The organism is Vibrio sp. 10N.286.51.C3, from assembly GCF_003050065.1.
Taxonomy (GTDB): domain Bacteria; phylum Pseudomonadota; class Gammaproteobacteria; order Enterobacterales; family Vibrionaceae; genus Vibrio; species Vibrio crassostreae.
Genome location: NZ_PIGC01000011.1, coordinates 131423 through 156059, shown reverse-complemented (window position 1 = coordinate 156059; position 24637 = coordinate 131423). Strand labels below are relative to the sequence as shown.

General features: G+C 44.9%; 21 protein-coding genes. 7 read left to right on the top strand and 14 right to left on the bottom strand.

The window, feature by feature from the left end:
• Positions 1-209 precede the first annotated feature (209 nt).
• Positions 210-728 carry an NUDIX hydrolase gene (locus CWO27_RS14030; protein WP_004742421.1) on the bottom strand — a complete coding sequence of 173 codons (519 nt, stop codon included), beginning with the start codon at positions 726-728 and terminating at the stop codon, positions 210-212.
• 368 nt (positions 729-1096) lie between these two features.
• Between CWO27_RS14030 and CWO27_RS14025 the strand changes: the two genes are divergently transcribed.
• Positions 1097-1351: a putative hemolysin gene (locus CWO27_RS14025; RefSeq protein WP_017079683.1), complete on the top strand. Its 255-nt coding sequence runs from the start codon at positions 1097-1099 to the stop codon at positions 1349-1351.
• 211 nt (positions 1352-1562) lie between these two features.
• The gene (locus CWO27_RS14020) at positions 1563-2240 is read left to right on the top strand and encodes a hypothetical protein (protein WP_048663358.1); all 678 of its coding nucleotides are present in this window, start codon (positions 1563-1565) and stop codon (positions 2238-2240) included.
• 4 nt (positions 2241-2244) lie between these two features.
• Here the strand turns inward: CWO27_RS14020 and CWO27_RS14015 are convergent, their stop codons facing one another.
• The gene (locus CWO27_RS14015) at positions 2245-3123 is read right to left on the bottom strand and encodes a YdcF family protein (RefSeq protein WP_107899095.1); all 879 of its coding nucleotides are present in this window, start codon (positions 3121-3123) and stop codon (positions 2245-2247) included.
• A 356-nt stretch (positions 3124-3479) separates the two neighbouring features.
• On the opposite strand from CWO27_RS14015, the gene CWO27_RS14010 reads away from it, so the two are divergent.
• The 3 genes from CWO27_RS14010 to CWO27_RS14000 all read left to right on the top strand — a co-directional run bounded on the left by CWO27_RS14010 (position 3480) and on the right by CWO27_RS14000 (position 7728).
• On the top strand, positions 3480-4850 hold the full coding sequence (locus CWO27_RS14010) for an L-serine ammonia-lyase (protein WP_107899094.1): 1371 nt from the start codon (positions 3480-3482) through the stop codon (positions 4848-4850).
• 413 nt (positions 4851-5263) lie between these two features.
• On the top strand, positions 5264-6742 hold the full coding sequence (locus CWO27_RS14005) for a peptide MFS transporter (protein ID WP_048669525.1): 1479 nt from the start codon (positions 5264-5266) through the stop codon (positions 6740-6742).
• 203 nt (positions 6743-6945) lie between these two features.
• Positions 6946-7728 carry a siderophore-interacting protein gene (locus tag CWO27_RS14000; protein ID WP_107899093.1) on the top strand — a complete coding sequence of 261 codons (783 nt, stop codon included), beginning with the start codon at positions 6946-6948 and terminating at the stop codon, positions 7726-7728.
• A gap of 123 nt (positions 7729-7851) precedes the next feature.
• On the opposite strand, the gene gntR is transcribed toward CWO27_RS14000, so the two are convergent.
• From gntR to CWO27_RS13940, 12 genes are all read right to left on the bottom strand, one after another.
• A complete protein-coding gene (gntR, locus tag CWO27_RS13995; RefSeq protein WP_107899104.1) occupies positions 7852-8853 on the bottom strand; it encodes a gluconate operon transcriptional repressor GntR in 1002 nt (333 codons plus the stop codon).
• A gap of 139 nt (positions 8854-8992) precedes the next feature.
• Positions 8993-10495, bottom strand: coding sequence for an NADP-dependent phosphogluconate dehydrogenase (gene gndA, locus CWO27_RS13990; protein ID WP_102431479.1), 1503 nt, complete (start codon positions 10493-10495; stop codon positions 8993-8995).
• Between the two features lie 3 nt (positions 10496-10498).
• A complete protein-coding gene (locus tag CWO27_RS13985; protein ID WP_019820437.1) occupies positions 10499-10996 on the bottom strand; it encodes a gluconokinase in 498 nt (165 codons plus the stop codon).
• A gap of 117 nt (positions 10997-11113) precedes the next feature.
• Positions 11114-12436, bottom strand: coding sequence for a TRAP transporter large permease (locus tag CWO27_RS13980; RefSeq protein ID WP_048659109.1), 1323 nt, complete (start codon positions 12434-12436; stop codon positions 11114-11116).
• Entirely contained in the window at positions 12429-12986 is a 558-nt protein-coding gene (locus CWO27_RS13975) for a TRAP transporter small permease subunit (protein ID WP_017058622.1), read from the bottom strand. The genes CWO27_RS13980 and CWO27_RS13975 overlap by 8 nt, the downstream gene beginning before the upstream one ends.
• 64 nt (positions 12987-13050) lie before the next feature.
• Positions 13051-14067 carry a TRAP transporter substrate-binding protein gene (locus tag CWO27_RS13970; RefSeq protein WP_019820432.1) on the bottom strand — a complete coding sequence of 339 codons (1017 nt, stop codon included), beginning with the start codon at positions 14065-14067 and terminating at the stop codon, positions 13051-13053.
• 200 nt (positions 14068-14267) lie between these two features.
• The gene (locus CWO27_RS13965) at positions 14268-15170 is read right to left on the bottom strand and encodes a multidrug transporter (RefSeq protein ID WP_061017475.1); all 903 of its coding nucleotides are present in this window, start codon (positions 15168-15170) and stop codon (positions 14268-14270) included.
• A gap of 137 nt (positions 15171-15307) precedes the next feature.
• Positions 15308-16012, bottom strand: coding sequence for a phosphonate utilization transcriptional regulator PhnR (gene phnR, locus CWO27_RS13960; RefSeq protein ID WP_048669555.1), 705 nt, complete (start codon positions 16010-16012; stop codon positions 15308-15310).
• A gap of 68 nt (positions 16013-16080) precedes the next feature.
• Positions 16081-17790, bottom strand: a complete 1710-nt coding sequence (locus CWO27_RS13955; protein ID WP_170960785.1) for a putative 2-aminoethylphosphonate ABC transporter permease subunit — start codon at positions 17788-17790, stop codon at positions 16081-16083.
• 21 nt (positions 17791-17811) lie between these two features.
• A complete protein-coding gene (locus CWO27_RS13950) occupies positions 17812-18921 on the bottom strand; it encodes a putative 2-aminoethylphosphonate ABC transporter ATP-binding protein (RefSeq protein WP_019820426.1) in 1110 nt (369 codons plus the stop codon).
• Positions 18922-19148: 227 nt separating this feature from the next.
• Positions 19149-20570 carry an FAD-dependent oxidoreductase gene (locus CWO27_RS13945; protein WP_102431476.1) on the bottom strand — a complete coding sequence of 474 codons (1422 nt, stop codon included), beginning with the start codon at positions 20568-20570 and terminating at the stop codon, positions 19149-19151.
• 103 nt (positions 20571-20673) lie between these two features.
• The gene (locus tag CWO27_RS13940) at positions 20674-21684 is read right to left on the bottom strand and encodes a putative 2-aminoethylphosphonate ABC transporter substrate-binding protein (RefSeq protein ID WP_102431475.1); all 1011 of its coding nucleotides are present in this window, start codon (positions 21682-21684) and stop codon (positions 20674-20676) included.
• A gap of 365 nt (positions 21685-22049) precedes the next feature.
• Here CWO27_RS13940 and phnW point away from each other — a divergent pair, with 365 nt between their 5' ends.
• Positions 22050-23153: a 2-aminoethylphosphonate--pyruvate transaminase gene (phnW, locus tag CWO27_RS13935; protein WP_102431474.1), complete on the top strand. Its 1104-nt coding sequence runs from the start codon at positions 22050-22052 to the stop codon at positions 23151-23153.
• Positions 23153-24592, top strand: a complete 1440-nt coding sequence (locus tag CWO27_RS13930) for an aspartate aminotransferase family protein (RefSeq protein WP_102431473.1) — start codon at positions 23153-23155, stop codon at positions 24590-24592. The genes phnW and CWO27_RS13930 overlap by 1 nt, the downstream gene beginning before the upstream one ends.
• Positions 24593-24637: the final 45 nt, after the last annotated feature.

The window sequence follows — 24637 nt, the reverse complement described above, 5'->3', positions numbered from 1 at the left end:
GTCGTTCAAACAGCAGGAAGCTGCATGAAACTGGAGAAATAATGACTATTGGCTGTAAGCAAAGTTGGGGGGGGGGGCTGCAAGCGCTAACGATGAACTGCTTAAATGCGGGGTGAAATTAAACAGTTCAAAGATCAATGTCGGCTGCAGTGCAGTTACAGCTGAACAATTACTGCTGTGCTATTACTGCAATATAAGCTTGGGTGAGATTAAAGCATTTCTTTTGCGATCAAATGCAACAAAAACGTCTCGCGCTCAATGCTCATACCCTTTTTAGGACTTTCGGCCATCGTCTTTTCATTATGAGCAATCGCTTCATGGATGTTCATCCACACAGGCTTCATTCCGTTTTTAACTTCGTAATCTTCGTAAGCCGTCTCACCAAGTTCACGATCGATCTTGCAGGAATAGCAGTAGGAAATCATATGCATGATATCTGCATCATCTTTGTACCAAGGGCGAAACTCTTCAAAAATGCCAAACGGCTTAATACCATGAATGTTCTTTGCACCCGTCTCTTCTTCAAGCTCTCGGACCATGCCCGCAATCACATCTTCGCCTTCATCTAAACCACCACCAGGGATGGTGTAGTCGTGGTAACGCTCGGTATACAGCATCAGAATATCTTCACCATCTAAGACAATCGCTCTGGCGGCATTACGCTTATAAACTGTTTTGTTATCTAGGTGATCGATATCTGGGTGAATGGTGGTTTTTAGGTGTCTCATGGCTCTAACTGCTCAACTGAATTTGGCGGCATCATATCATAATCATTCATAGATTCGAGGTTCATAGCGGTTCACATCAACACGCCTTCTAACTTTGTACCTCATAGCCGATAAAGCAAGAAAACATCACATAACCTCTGAAAAGCCTTCACTCAACAATTCATGCCCTTCTCTCGCCCGGCTAGCTTAGCTTGATCTAGCCCTCAAAAAGCAGCTAAACATGGCGAAATATCAACCTATTTCAATATCTTGACCAAATTAGGACAACCTTTTCTGAAATCTAAAATATACTCATTTCATAGAGCTTCTCATTGGGTTCTGTAGAACTTAACGCATTCAATTATAGAGTTATGACGTAGGAGATAAGCATGAAGAAAATTGGTTTGATGGCTGTATGTGCCGTTGTATTAGGCGGTTGTGCAAACGACTATGCAGAATATAGCGAAGGCCAACGTGTTTCAGTCGCTAACCCAGCAGCTGTTTATTGTGTTCAACAGGACGGTGAATTAGATACGGTTACTGAAAACAATCAGCGTACAACTTACTGTGTATTCGATGACGGCGAGCGCATTGAACAGTGGGAGTACTACCGCAATAACCATGAGCAAGAAACTGAAAAGTAATCACTTCTATTACAAGTTTCCAATCTCAAAGCTGTAAAACCCTCCCCCTAAAAACTCAATTATGTTACGTAGACTGTCTGCCATAAGGCAGCGGTTTACCGTACACACACACCAATTGAACACTGTTTTATTTCTGACACAGCTCTGACATTAGCCTAACCTACACCGATAGAATGCCCGCCTGTTACAAAATTTTACACATAGAATTATTATGAAAAGCCAATCAAAAACGAAAGAACAAACTCAAATGTCATTTGAACTGCCAGAGTTCACCCTTTCTCAGTCGACATCTCAAGTGATCTACAAACGCTGCCAAACCGCTCTCATTGTTTTAGCGATTGGTATTGTCGCAAACCTTGCGCTTCGAATTGATTTCGTATTGTTGAATGGCAATGTTGGTGAGATCTCGGTGACCGAGATGCTGCAGCAGTTACTGCTTATTATCTCGTCTGGGTCCTTTGCTTATCTAGCAAGAGAGAAGCGCGAAGTTAAGCATGCAGCTATGCTCATCAGTGCATTTTTCGGTGTGATGTTTATTCGTGAAATGGACTTTTGGTTCGACAAGATTGTACATGGCGCTTGGGTTGTTCCTGCCCTATTGGTTGCTGGTAGCGCAATCTTCTATGCGATTAAAAATGGTAAACGAACCATTGATCAACTTGCGCTTATTCTTGCTTCCCCACACATGAATTTGCTAGTGACTGGCGTGATGCTTTTGTTGGTGTTCTCGCGCCTATTTGGCATGGGCAGCTTCTGGCACAATGTTATGGGCGATGATTACGTTCGAGCGGTTAAAAATATCGCTGAAGAAGGCACTGAGCTTCTAGCTTACTGTCTGATTGCCTTTGCTAGTTTAAAGACCGTTATTGGCATCACGAGAAAGAAATGATCACCTATCGCCACCAGCGATGTGTGTGATCGGATTCTGGATCTAAATAACGATTCAATAAAGTCAGGTTAGTATCTAGTAGAGCTAGGTATTCCCTGACTTTTTTTATGTCGGCATCCACTGAAGTCTGCTGGATACAGCGCCCCAATACGGGGAGTAAACCGGCCACAATGTCAAAGTGAGATGAACACCCAACGAGTTCCTTTACGGCTATCAGTGCTTCCAAAGACAGTCTTTCTGGCTCCCGCCTCACCAACTCCAAATCTCGCTTAAATACGCCCGCACAAACACCTTCAAGATAAACTCGATAGGTCGTCAGTACATCCATTAACAGAAACAATTGCCCTTGAGCACTTTGATGTGGGTATGGCACTGCAACATGAGCCTCCAACTTGCGATCTATCTGCAGTTCTACGCCAAGCGCCGAACACTTTTCAACGAGAACTTTGAGCAAACCTTGCTCGTCCATTAGCGTTTGAATCTCAAAGATTCGTTGCAAGTGATAGTCATTCGACACAAACGTTATCTTTACACCTTGCCCACGAGTAAACAGACCACTCTCTATCATCTCAGCAGCTAAATTTTGGATGTTTTCTACAGTATTGGTTGAATGCTGCTCTAATAAAATCGCTCCCAGAGTAAACGGGACTTCGCGGAGGCTTTCCAACTCTCGAAAGTATCGGTGCATCGCATCGGCTTCCGAAACACTCTGCCCTTTGGTTACCCCACCACAAAAAGCGACCGCTGTAGACGAGCGACGCTCTGCGTTCAAGGACTCCGCCAGATACTTCACCAAAGCATCAACTCGACTGATTCCTTCCTCAGTCAATTCATTCTCATTAAGCCGTTTACCCAGCACAATAAGGAGGTTATTAATGCTCATTTTATGTTCAAGTCTCGTTTTGGGGATTAGATGGAGTGAATTATGTATACAATACTTGTGAACAAAAGTATTTTGAAATTCTTATAAGTTGCTCGCAATAATGCTCACGATTGATAGCGACATCTTAGGTAATACAAGAATAGACGTGTCGCTTTACAGCAAACATAGCACGCTCTTGTATTTCATCGCTCTATGCTTATTAGCACTGGTCGATAAAAGAGCCCTTTCAATCAATGAATACGCTCAATCACATAACTGTTTCACCCAAAGAACAGGTTCACTCAAAGAAGTGAAACTAACTAAATACAAATTTTACACAGAGTTCGTTCATCGAACCGTCTTCACAGGAAGTTACTATGCTGTCTATTTTTGATATCTACAAAATTGGGGTTGGGCCGTCCAGCTCCCACACAAATGGACCAATGATCGCTGGGTTTAACTTTACCCAAAAAATTGATGCTCAGCTTAAGCAAGTGAAGCGTATTCAAATCGACTTATACGGCTCGTTATCATTAACGGGTATTGGTCACCATACAGACAGAGCGACCTTGTTAGGTTTGCTAGGTAACCGCCCCGACACCATTAAAATTACCAGTGCTAACCAAGCAATGCGTAAGGCGATTGAAGACAAATCTCTACTGGTGAGCGGTAACCATGAAATTCATTTCGATGTAGAAAGCGACCTGCTCTTCCACAAAACCAACCTTCCGCTGCATGAAAATGGCATGACTATCTCTGCGTTTGACGCAAGCGGTAACCTTCTGGATATGGAAACCTACTACTCGATTGGTGGTGGCTTTATCGCAACCGCTGATGAGCTACAAAACGGCAAACAGGAAGCAGAAACACAAGTTGAGTTTCCTTTCTCTTCTGCTGACCAGTTGCTTGAACTCTCAGAACAACAAGGACTTAGCCTTGGTGGCTTAATCCTGCGCAATGAAGTTTCATTCCAAGATATGGATGTGATTGACCAGAAAGCCGACCAAATTTGGAAGGTGATGTCATTGTGCATGCAGCGTGGTTTTGACACCGAAGGCATTCTTGATGGCGGTCTAGAAGTCACGCGTCGAGCACCTGCTCTTTTGAAAAAGCTTGAAGCAAATGCCTCAATTGAAAACGATCCAATGGAAATCATGGATTGGATTAACCTGTTTGCCTTTGCCGTGAGTGAAGAAAACGCAGCGGGCGGTCAGGTTGTCACATCACCGACCAACGGTGCTGCTGGCGTTATTCCTGCAGTTTTGATGTACTACCATCGTTTCATCAAAGAGCTAGACACTAAGCAGCTTAAGGACTTCTTGGCAGTCTCTGGTGCTATCGGCATCTTATACAAAACCAACGCTTCGATTTCTGGTGCAGAAGTAGGTTGTCAGGGTGAAGTTGGCGTATCTTCATCAATGGCTGCTGCTGGCCTAACTGCCCTGCGTGGTGGTAGCAACGAGCAAATCTGTATTGCCGCTGAGATCGCGATGGAACACTCACTGGGCATGACATGCGATCCGATCGGCGGGCTTGTTCAGGTGCCATGTATCGAACGTAACGCAATGGGTGCAATGAAAGCAATTAATGCATCGCGCATGGCATTGAAACGTACCAGCAAGTGTCTTATCTCGTTAGACAAGGTTATCGAGACCATGTACCAAACAGGTAAAGACATGAACAAGAAGTACCGTGAAACTTCTCTAGGCGGCCTGGCCGTGATTCACATGGCACCCCCGTGTGAGTAACAGACAGGAACACGAGTGGAGAAAGCCTCTATAGAGACGGCATTCGTGTAAACTTAGTTTTCAATATCTCAATAAAAAAGCCACCAAGCTGGCTTTTTTATTGGCTAAATCCCAGCAGCCAATTGAAAGTGATACTCACTCAAAAATTTTACAGAATGACCACCTCTAATTTTCCCTTTATTAGTTCATTACTTAGCCGCAAGTGATGATGGCTGCATTTCACACCGCTATGCATCCACTAGCAAAATCTAACATTGCAAATTTCATTCATAAGAAATATGAATGCACTCATAAGAAAAGATATATCGAGCAAAGTCCTGTTTGAGACAGATGTTTCAGTTTATGTATTACTAGTAATGGTATTATAATCGGGTAATTACACTACATATTAATACAAATGTGAGAATAAAATAATGTGGAATAGATTAAACAAATCAATGATGTTCTGCCAGATGATGTTTGGACTTTCGTTCTATGGCGTCATGGTGATCTTGACTCGTTTCTTCCTTGAAGATCTGAACTACAATGAAGCCGACACCATGATGGTTGTTGGTGCTTTCTCTGCAATCGGACCGCTATTTGCTATCGCAGGTGGCTTTATCGCCGACAAGTTTTTAGGCGCTTACCGATCTTTAACCATTGCCTTCCTAGGGTTCGCAAGTGGTTACGTTCTACTGGTACTTGGTGCAGCAGCAACCAATGTTCCGATGGCATTATGTGGTATTGCGTTAGCAAGTTATGCACGTGGTTTGATGTCTCCTTCTTACCCAAGTCTTTACAAACGCACGTTCAAAACTCAAGAAGATTTTGAGAACTGCTACCCAATCAACTACTCAGTAAACAACATTGGCGCTCTACTAGGTCAATACCTGTTCCCAATGCTAGTGCTTGTTGTTGGTTTCCACGGTGGTTTCCTTCTTTCTGCTGTTCTAGCAGGCGCTGCGCTTCTAATGATGATCTTTGTTCGCAAGGGCCTTGTTGAAGCAAGTGCTGAAATCGATCAACAACCAGTAAGCACTAAAAACTGGGCAGCCTTCCTTGGCCTTTCTGCAGCTATGATTGGCTTGGTATTTTTCATGTTCTCTAACATGGATATTGGCCAAAACATCGTATATGCAATTGGCGGTGCAGCGATCATCTACTTTGTCTCTTTGATGATGAAATCGAAGAAGTCAGACATGCTGAAAATGGGCACAATCTTAATAATCACATTCCTGACGACCTGTTTCTTCGTGTACTACGGCCAGATGATGACGTCGATGACTATGGTAGCAATCAACACCATGCGTGGTGACCTATTTGGCTTCATTCCTGTTGCACCAGAAGCGTCAATGGCGATGAACCCACTATGGTGTATGGTTGCGGGCCCTATCATCGCGGGTATCTTCTCTAACCTAGAAAAGAAAAACATTAACTTCTCTACGGCAACGAAAGTCGGTTTCTCATTCATTCTAACGGCTATCGCTTTCGGTATCCTAACAATGGCAGTGACCACAGTTGGTGATGACGTTCTGATTCGCCCTGAAGTATTCCTAGCGATTCACTTCTTCCTAGCATTTGGTGAAGTAATTGTTGGCTCTATGGTTGTAGCCTTCATCCTGTCAGTTGCACCTAAACACATCGAGAACTTCTCAGTAAGCTTGTTCTCTGTTGCTATCGCACTATCGGGCATTGTTGGTGCCGTATTCTCAACGTCTATTGCACTAGAGAAAGGCCAAGAGATCACACAAGAGATCGTGCAAACGGTTTACGGTGATTACTTCCAAATGCTGACTGTTCTTGCAGTCGTGATGGTAGGTATCGCAATGGCAGCATCGTTCATTATTCGTAAGATGCTAGAAGCTGCGAAAGCCGCTGATGAAACAATTGAACTAGAGCAAGCTAACAGCTGATTACTCTCACGTTCAACCGCTCTAACACATCAAGCCCTTTAGTTTTCTAAAGGGCTTTTTTTGTCAATGAGTTTGACCCACACAGATCGAGGAGTTCTGGTTAGATTGCATTTATGTAAATTATAGTAAATGATAATTATTAGTATTGAGAGTTTTCTGGTTCAGGATTATGATGTCGAAATCAAAATCCAAGAGAGCCTTATATGAGCAAGCCTAGCCCTATCACATTAACCGTTACTCAAACCTTAACCATTACTCCAAACATGCAGCGTATAACGCTTAGCGGTGAGGGATTAAGTAAATACCCGACAGAATGTGCCGGCGGCTACATCAAGCTTTTATTTTCGCCACTCGGCACCACAGATTTGAGCCAATTGAATGAAGGTGAGCGTCCTACCATGCGCACTTACACTATTCGTCAGTACAACCCAGTAGAGCAATTTATCGAAGTCGATTTCGTTCGCCACATCACTACAGATTTGCAATGTGGTTTTGCTGCAAGATGGGCAATGAACGCACAAGTGGGTGATACTATTTCCGTGGCTGGTCCGGGTTTAATCCAAGGGCTAAATCTTGAGTCGGATTGGTTCTTCTTAGTCGCAGACATGACTTCACTCCCTGCGCTTTCCGCAAAAGTAAAATCACTTCCAGAGCACGCGAAAGGTCACGCTGTGGTTCAAATCAACTCAGCAGCAGACAAGCAAACTCTTGAAGCGCCTAAAGGCATCAAAATCACTTGGTTGATTGAAGATGAAACTGAAGAAACACTATCACAAACCGTTCGCAGCATAGAATGGTTAGACGGTCAGGTTTCAGTATGGACAGCATGTGAATTTGAAAGCATGCGCGAGCTAAGACAATACTTCCGCAACGAAAAAGAAGTCGCAAAAGAGAACATCTACATCAGCAGTTACTGGAAACGTGGCGTAACTGAAGATGGCCATAAAGTGCTGAAACAACAAGATGCTCAAGCTTTAGCGAACTAAAGATCATTGCTACAAAAGCACTTAAGCTAAAAGCACAAAAACAAATTGAAAACGCCCTTAACACATCATATCGTTAAGGGCGTTTTAGTTTGAATCCGATAAAGAGCAAAACCGGACTAAAAATTAAATACTCTCGCCTACTTCAATCTCATAGCCAAGATCCAACTTCGCAATCCACTCTTTATTACCTTTTAAACGCGCCACAACTTGTTCTGCCGCAACTTTACCGATCTGCTCCCTCGGTGTTACTACAGTCGCTAAACGAGGTGTCATCGCCACTGTGATGTCGTGTCCGTGGAAACCGGCAATCGCCATCTGCTCTGGTACTTGAATACCGCGTCTCACACATTCGTAGAAAGCACCAATCGCTAAGTCATCGTTAGTACAGAAAATGCCATTCACTTGTGGGTGCTTCTCTAGTAACTCGCCAATCAGTTTTGCACCAAGAGTAAACGAGGAAGCGTCTTCCGTTTGCAGTGTCACAGGCGATTTGTCGGCTTCTTGCATCGCATGTTCGTAGCCCGCCATTTTTAAGCGAGTTCGCTCGTCCATACGTGCTGCTAAATAAGCAATATTGGTACGCCCTCGTTCGAGCATGGTTTTAGTCATAGCCCCAGCCGCTTCGAAGTTATCAAAGCCAACAGCTTGTTCAATTCTTGGCGATACCGAGTCCATAATCTCAATCACAGGAATCGATGCGGTCTGTAGCATCTTACGCGCTCTATCGGTGTGCACATTTTCAGACAGAATAATCGCATCCACATTGTATGAGAGCAGCGAAGCAATACTCTGTTCTTCCAGTTCTGCGCTATAGCCATAGTGGGCAATCATGGTTTGATAGCCTGCTGGTGCGGTGACTTGCTCGATACCACGAATAACTTCAGCAAAAACTTGGTTAGTTAGCGAGGGAACCAACACACCTATTGCATTACTCTTTGCATTGGAAAGAATGTCTGGTGCACGGTTAGGGATATAGCCCAGTTCATCGACTGCGGCATTGATCTTGTCTCGTAGCACTTCTGAGACTTGAGAAGAATCTCTCAGACAGCGACTCACGGTCATCTTGGTGACACCAACTAAGTTGGCAACATCTTGTAATGTTGGACGTTTTTTCTTATTCGACATCATTAATAATTGTTATTTTTGAGTTATGTTACTGGTAACAGTGTATCCAACTGACTTGGAATTTGAAGCCTAATTTACTAAAAGGTTGATATAGCATCACAATTACAAACGCCCTCATAGCGAGGGCGTTATACATTGTTTAAGCGTTAACTTCCGTTCTTGGAGACTGACTCCAAGTCACGTGAAACTTTTCAGCCTCATCTCTATCGACTCGCGAATAAGTGTGGGAACCAAAGTAATCCCGTTGCGCTTGCAGTAAGTTCGCTGGCAATACTTCACAGCGCAACGAATCAAAGTAACTTAATGCTGAACTGATCCCCGGCATCGGCACACCATATAAGGCCGAATTAGCCACAGCAATACGCCAAGCCAACTCACGCTCTTCCACTTGTTTGATGAAAATCTCGTCAAACAACAAGTTCGTCAACTCACTATTTTGTTGGTAAGCCGACGTGATACTTTGCAAGAAAGCAGCACGGATAATACAACCCGCTCGCCAGATCTTAGCTATTTGAGTGAAGTCTAGGTTCCAGCCTTCTTTGTCTGACGCTGTTTTCAACAAGTCAAAGCCTTGAGCATAAACAGATAGCTTGGCGCAGTAGAGAGCGTCATGAAGCTCAGAGACTACCTCCGCTTTGTCCAACTGGCTGGCATCCGCAATATTGCCTTTTAGAAGCTGACTCCCTTGAATACGTTGTGATTTTTGACCGCTCATTGCACGAGCATAGACCGCCTGTGCAATGGTTGGCGTTGGACAACCCTCTTGTAGACTATTCACCGCAGTCCACAATCCAGTGCCTTTCTGCCCAGCCTTATCCAGCACAACATCAACAAAAGGCTTCCCAGTAACAATATCGTCTTGCTGAAGAATATCGGCGCTGATTTCCATCAGGTAACTGTTTAGAACACCGTTATTCCACTGTTCGAAAACTTGGCCAATCTCTTGAGCTGGCATGTCCAGAACATCACGCATGAAATGATACACTTCGCAGATGAGCTGCATATCGGCGTATTCAATGCCGTTGTGCACCATCTTAACGTAATGACCGGTGCCAGAAGGGCCAACATACGCCGCGCACGCCTCACCCGCTTCAAATTGAGCAACAGGTAAACCGTTTACATCCACTTTAGCAGCAATCGCTTCCCACATTGGTTTTACATATTGCCAAGCAGACTGGTCACCACTCGCCATTAGCGCAGGGCCAACACGAGCCCCCTCTTCACCACCAGAAACCGCGGTACTGAAGAAACGTAGCTTGCCCTTATAGTTCAACTCACGAGTCTCGGTATCTGTCCATAAACTGTTACCTGTGTCGATAACAATGTCGTCACTCTCCAAACCTGCATCAAGCAGATTATTTACGACGATATCGACAGGTTTTCCTGCAGGAACTGATAACGCAATAACACGCGGTTTTGCTAAGCCCTGGAGCATATGTTCAAGGCTAGTGCCTTTAGTGAATTGACCTTTACCTTCAAAGGATTCATTAAGCTGTTTCGCTTCTGAATTTGCGCGATCGACGTTGTCAGCGTTTAAATCAAAACCCGCGACGTTGAATCCATTGTCGAGTAGGTTGAGCGCCAAGCTTTTGCCCATCACACCCAAACCAATCATCGCGATGTCATTTTTTATCTGAGTCATGGTTTAGCCTATCTGCTTAATTTGTTTAAGTGCACTTTCTACGACTTGCTCAACATCTTGCGAGATATCGACAAATAACGCTTCATCTAGCTCCGGTTCAACCAAGGTTTCAAACTGGCTTTTCAACATCTCTTGACCATTAAAATAATGATTTTCACGAGCTTTATGACGATTCCAAATCGTATCGAAACTGCCCTGTAGATACACAATCACCAAATCTTCATTGTTGTTGCGCAGAATATCGCGGTATTGCGGCTTTAATGCCGAGCAAGCGATCACAGCGCTTGGTTGTTCGATATATTGCTTATTCAGTGTTTCCAGCCATCCTTGACGATCTTCGTCTGTCAGTGGAATACCTTGGCGCATCTTTTCTACATTGCTTTGCGGATGGAAGTCATCTCCATCAAAAAACTGGAGCGTTAATGCTTCTGCGATACGGCTACCAATCAGGCTTTTTCCGCATCCAGATACGCCCATCACGAGTATTTTTTTGCTTTTCATAAGGCAAGCCTTCCCTAAGCCCCAACCAAAACTGGGGCTGACAATCGAATCTAATAGTTAAACTTGTGTTGTTGCGGTTCGGTTCCTGACGCTAAGTCTGGTCAGGAACCTTTGTTGTTATTGCCACCAAAGCGCGAGTTGTGGGAAGACGATAACCAAGCCTAAAACCAACACTTGAAGTGCAATGAACGGCAGTAGTGACGTGAATATCTCACCCAAGCTGATGTCTTTTGGCGCTACCGATTTCAGATAGAACGCCGCAGGGCCAAATGGCGGTGACAAGAAAGACACCTGCATGTTTAGACAGAACACAACACCAAACCAAACTGGGTCGAAGCCGAGACCAGTAATGATTGGAACGAAGATTGGCATTGTCAAAAGTGCTACACCGACCCAGTCAAGGAACATGCCGAGTACCAGCAAGATAGCCATCATGATTAACAACGTTACTGTCGCGTTGCCGCCACTTAGCGCAAGGATGGTTTCTTCAACAAAATCAATACCGCCCATCAGGTTGTAGATACCAACCAGAGCACTTGCACCGATACCAATCCACATGATCATGCCGCAAGTACGCATTGTTGCCATGGCACTCTCTTTCAGCATGTTGTAGTTCAGCTCACCACGGATTAGTGCACTGATCATAATACCAACCACACCCAAAGCAGAAGCTTCGGTTACTGAAGCGATACCTGTGTAGATACTGCCTAGAACGGTTGCTACTGAAAGCAGCGGGAAGAACAGAGCCTTGAAGTAGCTAGGTTGATTAGCGATGTCTTCTTCTGTCTCATCATCACTCGGAATCGGCGCAAGAGAAGGGTTTAGCTTACAACGAATCAATACGTAGCCGATGTAACAACCCGCGAGGATAAAGGCCGGTAAGAAAGACGCTTTAAACAAATCGCCAATTGATACACTGGCTGTCATGCCATAGATGATCAGTACGATACTTGGCGGAAGCATGGTGCCTAGCGCGCCACCCGCACAGGTTGTACCAATAGCAAGCTTACGGTCATAACCCAAGCGAAGCATTTGAGGCAGAGCAAGAATACCAAGTAGTACGGTTTCACCACCGATAACACCTGACATTGACGCCAATAACACGGCTACCAATAAAGTTTGTACCGCAACACCGCCGCGAACCTTACGGCCAACCGATTTCATGGCATCAAACAGGTCTCGTGCGATACCTGAACGGTCTAAGAGCGCTGCCATCAATACGAACATTGGGACGGCGAGGAATACATAACCAGAAGCAAAGCTGTAAGTTCGGCTCGCAATCAAAGGCAAGGCATCAGGGCCGAACCAACACAAGGTGAAGAAGATCGCCACGAAGCCTGTTACGAAGGCCAGCTGCATACCAGTGAGTAACAAGCCAATCATCATAACCAGCATGAGCAAACTGCCCCATGCGATACCAATAGAAGATAAATCAAACATCGTCATTCTTCCTTAGACCCATCAACTCTTGGATTAGGTGCAATACAAACTGGACAACAAGAACACACAAAACGACAAAGATTAGACCTTTAAGCAGCGCTGGATAAGGCGCGTTTAACACTGAGCCTGATGTCTCAAGACGAAATTCACCCCAAGGTGCAAACCACGCTTCTTCTGCAGTGAAGTAAGCCGCGTAAGCAAGCATGCCCGCAAAGGCTAAACCAACAATGTGGTGAACAAGATTAAGATACTTACGTGTTTGGTTAGACACTGAATCGTAGATAAGAACAACACGTACATGTTTATCAGCCGCGAAAGCGTAGATGCCGCCGATAATGAATAATGAACCACCGATAAATGAAGCCGTCTCGTGAACCCAAGTGGTTGGGGCGTCAAATGCATAGCGCATCACAACTTCGTAAAATGAAATCAATACAGTGAAGATAAACAACCAGCTAACTAAGTTGCTGAATTTTATGATAAGACGATCAAGCCCGTTTCTTGGCTTTTCATCGTTTTCAGCTGGTGCGTGAGGGATTTTGTCTGTCATGGCCAAATTTCCTGGGAGAAAACGGGAGAGCAATGCCCTCCCCCATCAGTAAGCTAAGTTTGAATTACAGTAAGCCGTTTTCTTCTAGGAACACGGTAACTGAGGTGTAAACTTTCTGTGCGTTATCAGAGCGCTCTGCAAATACTTTCCATTGACCTTTTGCGATCTCACGGAACTTCTTACGCTCTTCTTGAGACCAGTCATGAATAGTGATTTCTGGGTTCGCTTGCGCTTCTTTAACTGCTGCTTGGTCAGCCATTTTTAGCTGAGTCGTCATGTCGTAAGAAAAGTCACGCACAGATGTTTGTAAGATTGTTTGTAGGTCAGCAGGCATCTTGTCCCATTTCTTCTGAGAAACAGAGATATCGATAAGTGGCAACGAGTGGAAACCCGGTTGAACTGGGTGTGTCGCAATGTCGTTCATGCCCGCTTTTTGGTTTGTCGAGAATACTGTGTAGTCCGCAGCATCAATTACGCCCTTGCTTAGACCGGTAAATACTTCAGAGCCCGGAAGGTTTACTGGAGTCGCACCCGCTGCTGCGAACACTTGTTGTACTAGACCTTCAGGTGCACGTAATTTAAGACCTTTAAGATCCGCGACACCGTCAATTGGCTTTTTAGAAATGAAAGACTCAACACCTGTTGTTGAAGCACCAACGAACTGAACACCGTAAGGCTTGTAAAGCTCAGTCATTAGCTCGTTACCGCCACCGTAGTTCATGTACTGAAGCAGTTGTGTTGTGTCTGACCATGCACCAACCATGTTACCGATAAGACCAAATGCTGGATCTTTACCAGAGAAGTAACCTGTTGCTGTGATATGACCATCAAGGATGCCCATCTTGATCGCGCCTAGCGTTTCAGTGTGTTTAACCACAGCACCTACAGGCAGAAGGTCGATGTCGATACGTCCGTTAGACATCGTCTCTACACGCTCAGCCCACTTCTGCTGAACCTTGAAGTTCAAATCACCAGATGGATCTGAAGATTGAATCTTAAGTTTAAAGTCTGCAGCCATTGCTGAAGTAGCAAATAGGCCAGTGAGGGAAGCAGCAATCAGCGTTTTAGTCAGAGCTTTCATTTGGGTATCCTTATGAGTTTCACAGAGTCCGGTTTGTTGTTATATGTTACCGGTAACGTTGGGGTGGGTGTTACCGGTAACTTTACTGCCTTGTCTATGAGAAGGATCACATCTTTAACATTAGTAAAACGTTTGCTATCAATAAGGATAATGTGCCTAAAAAGTCACATTATAGGTTGGAGGTGTAAATTAATTTCTCTTTAAGTCAGTGAGATAACTAAACCAGCAATAATAAAAACGACGCCTACACCGCGAGTCATGTGCCACTTTTCCTTTAAAAAGTAGATCCCCATCACTACGCCGAAGATGATACTGACTTGCCTAAGTGCCACAACCAGGCTGACGTTCTCTGTCATGGTCATCGCAAATAACACTAAACCATAAGTCGATGCCATCATAATGCCTGCAACCGTGGCTTTCTTACGTAGTATCCATGCGTTGGTAAATTCGATTCTTTGATTGGACACCAACAACCAAATACTCAGCGGAATCACGATCGCCCAAAATTGAATGCCTAGGTAGAAAATCGCCGTGTGTTTATTAGTAATGGTAGGCGTGCTTAACGGCTCCAATAACAGGAGCGCTTCTTTATCTATAATGGAGTAGCCAGTGGTACCAATGGCGGCGATTAATGCCCACAGCACACCGAGGTTCAGGTAGGCCTTGAACCTCAGCTCAGAGAATTGTTTCAGTGGAACGAACAAACAGCCTAATGTGATCAGTGCAAAACCCATCCACTGATTCGCCGACAATTCATAGCCGATCAACACCGTGCCTAACCCCACCATCAACACCGGAAGTGCTCGTGCCATCGGATAGATCACACCAATATCAGCTTGTTTATAGGCAGCGCCTAACCCAATCAAATAGACGATTTGACAGATCCCACTCAAGAAAACCAACTGCCAGAATGGAAGTGATATATTTGACAGGCCAACACTGTAGGCATACCAAACCAGATAGGGAGTCAATATCGCTGCGGCGGCAAAGCCAGAGGCTAGGAAGAAAGACGAACCCGATCCTTGATTAGATTTACCTAGAACGTTCCAACCCGCATGCAGCAGAGCCGAGATAATCACGATGATGATGGCAGAGAATTCCATTTAATTCCTAACTTATTGACTGATAAGAGCAACCGCTTAAAAAAGGGGATAAAAAAGGCCTCCAGATAAGAGACCTTTGATCGTTTCAATTGAGCAAGCTCAGAGAATTTAAGGTGTGCCAGCGTTCTAACGTATGACTAGCGTTCTAACTGTGCGATCGACTCTATACTGATCGCGTCATGACGCCAATACTCAATATCACAGTCAATCAAATCGCCATTTTGATTGTAGTTAACACGCTCTACCACCATTGCAGGAGAGCCAGAAGTCGCACGCAATGCTTGCGCGGTTTCACCCAGCAAAGACGTTGTACTCACACGGTAACGAATCTTCTGATACACCACGCCAAAGTGCTCACGGTAGATGTCGGTCAGTGATTTAGACAGGTCATAATCGAGTAAGTTAGGAAACAACTCTGGTCGAATGTAGTTCGTCACATACACAACCGGTCTGTCTTCAAGGTAGCGAACTCTATCGACTCGATAAACATCGGAGAACGGTTGTAACTCAAGAAGCTTAGTCGCCTCCTTGGTTGCCAACATCCCTTTTGCTGCCACTAACTCAGTTTTCGGTTGACGATTTTGCGCCAGAGCCATATTAGTGAAGTTCAGTGTTTGGGTTGGATCGTAACGAAGCGGCGCTGGTGAGATAAACCAACCGCGGCGATCTTCTCGGTAAATACGCCCTTCAGCTTCAAGCGAAGACAAAGCTTCACGTAAGGTAACTCGTGTTGTATCAAACGATTCAGCCAGCTTACGTTCTGCAGGCAACTTCTGTCGTGGCGTTAACATCCCCGACTCTATCTGCTCTACAATGACATCTTTGATTTTTACGTACTGCACTTAATTTCCTTTCATTCTTGTTCTTGTCGTCAGCCACTCCTTGGCCAACTGCAATATAAAATGGTTCGCTAGCGTTTGCGCCAAGCTTGGGTGCGCTTCTCGAAAAACTTGTTGATTAGCATATGAATCAACTTCGCACTCGCTGCAGATATCATGATCATTACCGCCATGGCTGCTGCTGCACCGGTTTGCCCCGCATCGTCCATATTCAACACTGAAACTGACGCAGGTATCGTATCGGTAGAATACAAGAATACTACCGCAGATGTCGTGGTAAGTGCATTAATAAACAGGTATGTCGCAATATCTAAAATCGCAGGCAAACAAACGGGCACCGTCACCTTAAAAAACAGCTTGTATTGCGGTAGGTTAACCGAGGCCGCCGTGGCTTCAATTTCCGAAGGTAGCTGTTTCAATGCCGTTAACGCCGTCATGTGCCCTACTGTGTAGTAGTGAACCACCGTATTAATCACCAAGAACGCCATCGTGCCATACAGGAAGTTAAGTGGGTTACTCAAGTCATTGAAGTAGAAGATATACCCCAAACCCAGAACCATACCCGGAACGGCCATCGGCACAACACTGAGCATCTGCATCGCCTGACGAACGGGACCAAATGCTCTGCCCTTCTCAATACAATACGCACCTAAGAAAATCAATACGGTACCGATAATGGCAGTCCATGCACCAAGCGTCAGAGAGTTGAAGAACGGTGTCCAACCATAGGTACTCATCTCAGCAAAGTTGTAGTTATTCAGGGTGAGCGCTTTGTTCCAAGGCCAGAAGGTGACCATAGAACCGTATATCGCCATGCCCAACACGATAACGACAGCAGCCGAAATGACCGTGCAGTAAAGGAAACACAATCCATCACGCATGGTATTTGGCTCTGGTTGGTACGCGACAGAACGGGTATCAAACAAGCTCTTCTGTTTCTTTTGTACCCAGCGATCCACTGTAAACGCAAGTAGCGCAGGCAATAGCAACAAGATACTGGTTACAGCACCCATCGAAAAGTTCTGCTGACCAACCACCTGCTTAAAGATATCTGTAGATAAAACGTTGTAGCTACCGCCAATGACCTTTGGTACACCAAAGTCACACACCACCAACGTAAACACAACGATCAGAGTACTGATCAAGCCATATTTGGCTGCAGGTAAGGTCACCATGAAGAAGGTTTTAAGCGAGGAAGTATTTAGAGCACGGGCAGCCTCATAAAGACGAGCATCAGAAGTTCTGAGTGAAGTGGTTAGAATCATCAAGGCATGTGGGAAAGTCCAGAATATCAAGCCGAGTGAGATACCAATCAAGCCGTATACCGAGTTGCCGCCCAAGACTTCTTTGGCGATACCTTGATTACCAAATAGGAAGATCAAGCTGATTGCAGGAAGTAATGAAGGAGCAAGGATCGGCGCAGAACCTAATACCTGAAATAGTCCCTTAAAAGGCATGCATGAACGAGTCAAAGCATAGGCATAACCAAACGCTAAAACGCCAACCACTGTCGTTACCAACAAGCCCAACGTGAAGGTGTTACCTACCGACTGCCATAGGCTTTGAGACGCAAAATACGTTGCGAAATTCTGTAAACCTACAAATTCGCCGTCTGCGTTCTGAACACTCTTTTTCAACATTGCCCACAGTGGCATCAGGATGAATAGCGTCATGACCACTGACAAAAAAGCCAGAAGCCCGAATAGGATTACGTTGTCTTTACTTAGCCGAGCAAGAAAAGGCGTTACTCGTCGTTGAATTAGCAGCTTAGATTGCATCATTTGAGTCGATTCCATGATTGTTTACGCCGCCTCGTCTTTCATCACTTGCAAGCTTTTCGATGGGTAAGCTCTCAGGCCTTCTTGATCGAATGCAACGTAACGAATATCACTGCGACGCAGCTTCAATCGGTTGAACTCTTTGACGGGTACATCCACGATGATCTCTTTCGCCGTTGAGTCATGTTGCAACTCGCACTCCACGCGATAAAACGCCCCTAAGAATTCGCTTGATACGATTCTCACTGGCAAGGATTCACTAAAACGATCAACAAACTGGATTTGCTCAGGACGAACCGCGATATCAAACATATCACCCTGCTTTGGTGTCAGGTTGTCTAACCCAGGCAATGGCAACATAGACTCAGCAATACGCATCTTGCCTTGAGCTGCTACAGAAGCTTGAATAAAGTTCATACTGCCGACAAACTCAGCCACGAAACGACTGACGGGTTTTTGGTAGATCTCTTGTGGAGCGCCCACTTGCTCGATAATACCGTGATTCATTACCACAATGCGGTCAGCCATGGTCAAAGCTTCATCTTGATCGTGCGTCACCATAATCGTGGTGATGCCCAATTTACGCTGCAATTGACAGATCTCGTCGCGCAGGTGTGTTCTTACTTTTGCATCCAATGCAGAAAGCGGCTCATCAAGGAGTAGCAAACCTGGAGACAAAGCCAAAGCACGAGCCAAAGCCACACGCTGCTGCTGCCCACCAGACAATTGATTTGGGAATTTCTGACCAGACGTCGGTAAGCCGATGGTCTCTAACCAAGACTCAACCGTCTCAAGAGCTTCTTTGGTCGACATGCCTTGGTTTTTAAGGCCAATCGCAATGTTTTCTTCCACAGTAAGGTTCGGGAACAAAGCGTAAGACTGGAACACAATGCCAAAGTCGCGCTTTTCTGGTGGTAAGAAGGTCGTATCCTTACCGTTCTGCTCAATAGAACCTGAAGTAGGTAAATCTAAACCTGCAATCGCACGTAATAAGGTGGTTTTTCCACAGCCAGATGGGCCAAGGAAGCAGACGAACTCGCCTTTATCTATCGATAGGGAAATGTCTTTTAACGCTGTGAATTGGCCAAATTGCTTTACAACGTTTTCAATATTCAAATAAGTTTGGTTGCTCATACTACAGCACTCTCTATATGGTATATACCAAATTTAAACTGAGAACATTGCAGTTAAGTGACAAATTTATAGAAGCTAAATGACAGTTATATTGCAGATATAATAAGCATTAAAGATTGCTATTTGTTCAGCATTAACAGTTGGTTCAATGTTGAAAGCCCTCAATGACTTGCCCATAAATCACTGAGAGCCTAAATGTAAACTTCTAATTTAAACGCTAGATTAATCTATGATTCAACCTTGTCGGCTTTGCCCGCCGCACCTGCAAGTTTGGATAACTGTTTATCTAGCCACAATGGCGTGCTACCCGAATCTTCCGCGTTCTCTTTTCTTCGTACCGCATCACGAACCATCATCGCACCTACCCAACGGAATGGCTCTGGCGGGAAGTGTCCTAATGGGCCTTTAGTTAAACCGCTTCGTGTCCAAGCATTGTCGATATCGAGTACCATTGAAGACAAAATTTTGCCTCCCATGCGAGTTTGAGCAACACCATTACCTGAGTAACCAAGCCCATAATAAATATTACTTTGGCCTTTTAGATTACCGAAAAATGGCAAACCTGTGACCGAACGATCTGAGCCGCCAGACCAGTTGTAATCGAATTCACTTTGCTCCAATTTAGGGAACAGTTTTCGAAAGGATTGATTGAGAATCGGCAAGTAGTTAGTGGTTTGGTTGAACATGCTTTCGACTTGATTGGCAAACGAGAATTTGTTGCCACCTTTGCCTAACATGAGTCGTCCATCTTCAGTGTCTCGGTAGTAGTGAACAAAGATTCGAGAATCCACCACCGCTGCCCCTTTCTCTGGACCAAACTGCTTGAGCTTTTCAGGAATAGGCTTGGTCACCACCATATCTGAAGAAACAACCACTATGCTGCGTTTGAACTCTTTAAAGTGATCGAGCATCCATGCATTGACCGCTAAGATCACTTTATCGGAAGTTAACGTCCCACCCTTAGTTTGGACGCGAACTGGTGAGCCGTAATCAAGAGAAGTCATCTCTGTATTTTCGTAAATTTCGACACCCAGTTCGAGAGCGACGCGGCGTAAACCTCTCGCCAATAACGCTGGCTGCACACTACCCGCAGCTTCTGAGTAGTAACCCTCAATGTGGCGATCAGACCCCGCTTTCTCAGCCAAAGAGTTATCGCACTTCTTCCAGCTATTGATGCCCTGCTTAACCAGCTCATTAACAACAGGCTCCATTCCACCCTTTTGCGCTTCATTGGTCGCCGTGTAGTAAGTACCGCTTCGATATAGATGCGCGTCAATCTTGTGTTCGTTACAGAAGGCTTCGATCTCGTATATAACCTTTTCCGATTCCTTAACCAACCATTTCGCTTGTTCTTTTCCGTAGAGCTTTTTCAGCGTCGGATACTTAGTCGACCACGTCAGCATGCAACCGCCGTTCGCACCAGAAGCACCGCTACCACATAAACCTTTTTCAATCACGACAACATGTTTTTCGGTTTGCTGTTGTTTGATTAAAATCGCCGTCCATAAACCCGTATAGCCACCGCCAACAATGGCGATATCACAGTTGACGTCTTTTTGGAGCCGCTTAGCCGATATTAGCCCTGCGTCGATGCTGCCAAATTCTTGTTCCAATGCTTGTTTGAACCAATATGAATAGTGTTTTGTCATTTGTTGTACCTTACTTAAAACCTAAAGGCGTAAACTAAAAAAGGAAGACCGAAGCCTTCCTTTACTGATTGCTAACTTCTAATGAACTGAATAGTTCGTCAGATTAGGATTTTGGCTCTGATTTAGCGTCAAACTTCTCAGACCATGTTTTCAGAACATCTGCACGTTCGCTGCCCATACTAGCGAAGTCCATTTTTGCCATGTTCTTCTCTACGTTCGGGAAGTTTTCTGCTTTACCTGTGACATCTTGGTGGCCAACAACTGGATACATTTCGATGTAAAGTTCATTCGCTGCTTTAGAGATAGACCAATCGATAACACGTTGTGCTGCACCTGAAGGCTTAACAAGACCTACCGCTTCAGATTCCCAACCGATACCTTCCGGTGTAATCACAGAAAGTGGCGCGCCTTGAGTCTTCAGCTTCGCGCCGCGGCTCGCCATAGAAATACCGATAGCCACTTCACCCATGCCCGCTTGAACACATGGCTTAGAACCAGAGTGCGTGTAATGAGCAATGTTTTGATCTAGCTTCTGCATGTAGTTCCAACCTTGGTCTTCACCCATGTTTTGTAACCAAGCCGAAACCTGCATGTAGCCCGTACCAGAAGACGCTGGGTTTGGCATTGCAATGTGGCCTTTGTAGATAGGCTTCGTTAGGTCATCCCAAGATTTAGGTGCAGGTAGGTTCAATTGCTTAGCAACTACTTCGTTGAAACAAACCGCATTGAAGAAGGCGTCATTGCCATACCAAGCTTGAGTAGATTGCGGATCGTTGAGGTTTGAACGCAGCGCTTCTACACCTTGAGGAGTGTAAGGCTTAAGAATACCCTCCTCTTTAAGTAGAGCCATTGAAGAACCCGCAAGGCCCCATACCACTTCTGCACGAGGATTGTTTTTCTCAGCTAATAATTTTGCCGTCATGATTCCAGTTGAATCACGTACCCATTTGATGTTGATGTCTGGGTTTTCACTTTCAAATGCGTTTTTGTATTTCGCTAAAATGTCAGTTTCAAAAGCGGTGTAAACCGTCACTTCCTGTGCTGCATAAGCATTACCAGCTAATAGAGTAACTAATGCTGCAAGTGATCCTTTCATAAAACGGTTTTTCATCATTTTCTCCAGTCAGGCCAACTCTAAAGTGAGAAGTTGCCAAAATTAAAAATTGCCAAAGTTAAAGTTGTTAAAACTAGAAGCTCCATCTAGAGGCTTCTATATCCATAAATTCATTTAGGTTGTTAGAACACACCTTTGTATTGGTATGTACCAGATTTCGAATATTAACCTAATCAACTTTTGTGACGGTTAAATGAACAAAAAATGGCAGTTTAAAGATCGGGAAATTTCTCAACACAAGTGACCAATCTTAATATGAAGCTTTTGTGAAAATGATGTTTGGGCTATTTACGATCCTTCAAATTGGTTGTTAAAGTAACTGCAAATACTGGTATAGTCCAAAATGAACATCACGAGAATTGAACATGAGAAACGAATACTTACTACTGACACCGGGTCCTCTATCTACGTCTGAAACCGTTCGCCAAGCGATGCTAAAAGATTGGTGTACTTGGGATGATGAATACAACAAAGACGTTGTTGAAGTGATTCGTAGCAAGCTAGTGACTTTGGCGACTAAGCAAGCGGGATACACAAGTGTATTAATGCAAGGTAGCGGCACCGCTTCAGTTGAAGCTACGATTGGTAGTGCTATCTCTGACAGCGGTAAGCTTCTTGTTGTTGATAACGGTGCGTATGGTGCTCGTATCGCTCAAATCGCAGAATATTTGAACATTCCATGCCATGTCGTTTCCCCAGGTGAAACATCACAGCCTGACTTGAACGAAATGGAAACGGCATTGGCCATGGATTCAGATATTACTCATGTGGCAATTGTGCACTGTGAAACCACAACGGGCATGCTGAACCCGATTGAAGACATTGCCAAATTGGCAAAGCAGCACAACAAAACCGTCATTCTTGATGCTATGTCGAGTTTTGGCGGTATTCCTATGGATATTGCTGACTTAGGTATCGATTACATGATCAGCTCGGCAAACAAGTGTATTCAAGGTGTACCGGGGTTCGGCTTTGTTATTGCCAAGCAATCGGAATTGGAAAAGTGTAAAGGCCAAGCTCGCTCATTAAGCCTTGATCTGTTTGACCAATGGCACTGCATGGAAAGCAACCACGGTAAATGGCGCTTCACTTCCCCAACTCACACAGTGCGTGCTTTCTACCAAGCCCTGCTTGAACTGGAACAGGAAGGTGGCATTGAAGCTCGCCATAATCGTTACCAAACCAATCAAACCACATTGGTTGCTGGCATGCGCTCTCTAGGTTTTGAACCTCTGTTAAATGATGACCTTCATTCACCGATCATCACCTCTTTCTATTCTCCAACTCATAGCGATTACCAATTCAAGGAGTTCTATGACCGTTTGAAAGAACAAGGGTTTGTGATTTACCCGGGCAAGGTTTCAAACGCCGACTGCTTCCGAATCGGTAACATCGGTGAAGTGTATCCGTCAGACATTGAAGCTCTCATTGGCGCTATAGAAAACGCTATATACTGGGACATCAAATAATGACGACGACCAATCAAGAGCCGATTCTAAAGGCCACACACTTTCGAAGCGAAGGCGATGTGAACACTACGCCAGCACGCGAAAAATGGAACGAATCGCTAAACGATGATGCGACTCAAGCAATGTTAAAGCGTGACTCTGACGTGTTTCTTCATCAAGCCATGTCAACACCTTGCCTAGACACGCTTGAAACCGCTGAAGGAATCTACATTCAAGATGCGACGGGCAAGAAGTACATGGACTTTCACGGTAATAATGTTCACCAATTAGGTTATGGCCACCCACATATTATTAATAAAGTGACTCAGCAAATGGCGTCATTGCCGTTTTCACCACGTCGATTCACCAATGAGACTGCCGTTCAGTGCGCTGAAAAACTCACACAGATCTGCGGTGGTGATTTGAATCGCGTGTTGTTTGCGCCAGGTGGTACATCGGTTATCGGTATGGCACTGAAACTGGCTCGACATGTCACCAACAACTTCAAAGTCGTTTCATTGTGGGATTCCTTCCATGGTGCGTCGCTGGATGCAATTTCAGTGGGTGGTGAAGCCTGTTTCCGCGAAGGTATGGGGCCGTTAATGGCTGGCGTAGAACGTATCCCACCAGCAGTCTCTTATCGTGGTGCTTTCCCCCTTAATGGCTCTTTATCGCTTCACGGGCAAAGCGCAGGCGATAACAATGAGACTGCATGTGATGTGCACTATGCCGATTACCTTGAGTACGTGATTGAAAAAGAAGGTGGCATTGGTGCCTTCATTGCTGAAGCAGTGCGTAACACAGACGTTCAAGTGCCAAGCAAGGCTTATTGGAAACGAATCCGTGAGATCTGCGACAAGCACAATGTCATGTTGATCATTGATGATATCCCAAATGGCATGGGTCGTAGCGGTGAATGGTTCACACACCAAGCGTTTGATATCGAGCCTGACATCCTATGTATCGGTAAAGGCTTTGGCGGCGGCTTGGTTCCAATTGCAGCCATGGTCACTAAAGACAAATACAACACAGCAGCGCAAGTCTCACTTGGTCATTACACACATGAGAAAAGCCCTATCGGTTGCGCGGCGGCACTGGCTACGATGGAAGTGATTGAGCAAGAAAATCTACTTGAAAAAGTGCAAGCAGACAGCGTATTCGTGCGTGAACAGCTGCTTCAAATGAAAGAGAAATACCCAGTCATTGGTGACGTGCGCGGCATCGGGCTGCTATGGGGCGTTGAGTTGGTCACCGACCATATCACCAAAACCAGAGCGTTCGATGAAGCAGAAGCCGTACTTTACCAATGCCTGAACGATGGCCTGAGCTTTAAGGTGTCACAAGGTAACGTGATTCAGTTGAGCCCACCATTGATCATCAGCCGCAGCGAACTAGAAGTCGCTCTGTCTGTATTCGAAAAAGCGATAGCCAAAGTCTGCGAAGATTTTGAATACCTTTAATTCATTATTTAAATCAACACTTAAACCAATAAGCTAAAACAATCA

Coding starts and splice junctions, on each gene's coding strand:
- CWO27_RS14030 (WP_004742421.1), bottom strand. CDS start 728: ATGAGACACCTAAAAACCACCATTCACCCAGATATCGATCACCTAGAT.
- CWO27_RS14025 (WP_017079683.1), top strand. CDS start 1,097: ATGAAGAAAATTGGTTTGATGGCTGTATGTGCCGTTGTATTAGGCGGT.
- CWO27_RS14020 (WP_048663358.1), top strand. CDS start 1,563: ATGAAAAGCCAATCAAAAACGAAAGAACAAACTCAAATGTCATTTGAA.
- CWO27_RS14015 (WP_107899095.1), bottom strand. CDS start 3,123: ATGAGCATTAATAACCTCCTTATTGTGCTGGGTAAACGGCTTAATGAG.
- CWO27_RS14010 (WP_107899094.1), top strand. CDS start 3,480: ATGCTGTCTATTTTTGATATCTACAAAATTGGGGTTGGGCCGTCCAGC.
- CWO27_RS14005 (WP_048669525.1), top strand. CDS start 5,264: ATGTGGAATAGATTAAACAAATCAATGATGTTCTGCCAGATGATGTTT.
- CWO27_RS14000 (WP_107899093.1), top strand. CDS start 6,946: ATGAGCAAGCCTAGCCCTATCACATTAACCGTTACTCAAACCTTAACC.
- gntR (WP_107899104.1), bottom strand. CDS start 8,853: ATGTCGAATAAGAAAAAACGTCCAACATTACAAGATGTTGCCAACTTA.
- gndA (WP_102431479.1), bottom strand. CDS start 10,495: ATGACTCAGATAAAAAATGACATCGCGATGATTGGTTTGGGTGTGATG.
- CWO27_RS13985 (WP_019820437.1), bottom strand. CDS start 10,996: ATGAAAAGCAAAAAAATACTCGTGATGGGCGTATCTGGATGCGGAAAA.
- CWO27_RS13980 (WP_048659109.1), bottom strand. CDS start 12,436: ATGTTTGATTTATCTTCTATTGGTATCGCATGGGGCAGTTTGCTCATG.
- CWO27_RS13975 (WP_017058622.1), bottom strand. CDS start 12,986: ATGACAGACAAAATCCCTCACGCACCAGCTGAAAACGATGAAAAGCCA.
- CWO27_RS13970 (WP_019820432.1), bottom strand. CDS start 14,067: ATGAAAGCTCTGACTAAAACGCTGATTGCTGCTTCCCTCACTGGCCTA.
- CWO27_RS13965 (WP_061017475.1), bottom strand. CDS start 15,170: ATGGAATTCTCTGCCATCATCATCGTGATTATCTCGGCTCTGCTGCAT.
- CWO27_RS13955 (WP_170960785.1), bottom strand. CDS start 17,790: ATGATGCAATCTAAGCTGCTAATTCAACGACGAGTAACGCCTTTTCTT.
- CWO27_RS13950 (WP_019820426.1), bottom strand. CDS start 18,921: ATGAGCAACCAAACTTATTTGAATATTGAAAACGTTGTAAAGCAATTT.
- CWO27_RS13945 (WP_102431476.1), bottom strand. CDS start 20,570: ATGACAAAACACTATTCATATTGGTTCAAACAAGCATTGGAACAAGAA.
- CWO27_RS13940 (WP_102431475.1), bottom strand. CDS start 21,684: ATGATGAAAAACCGTTTTATGAAAGGATCACTTGCAGCATTAGTTACT.
- phnW (WP_102431474.1), top strand. CDS start 22,050: ATGAGAAACGAATACTTACTACTGACACCGGGTCCTCTATCTACGTCT.
- CWO27_RS13930 (WP_102431473.1), top strand. CDS start 23,153: ATGACGACGACCAATCAAGAGCCGATTCTAAAGGCCACACACTTTCGA.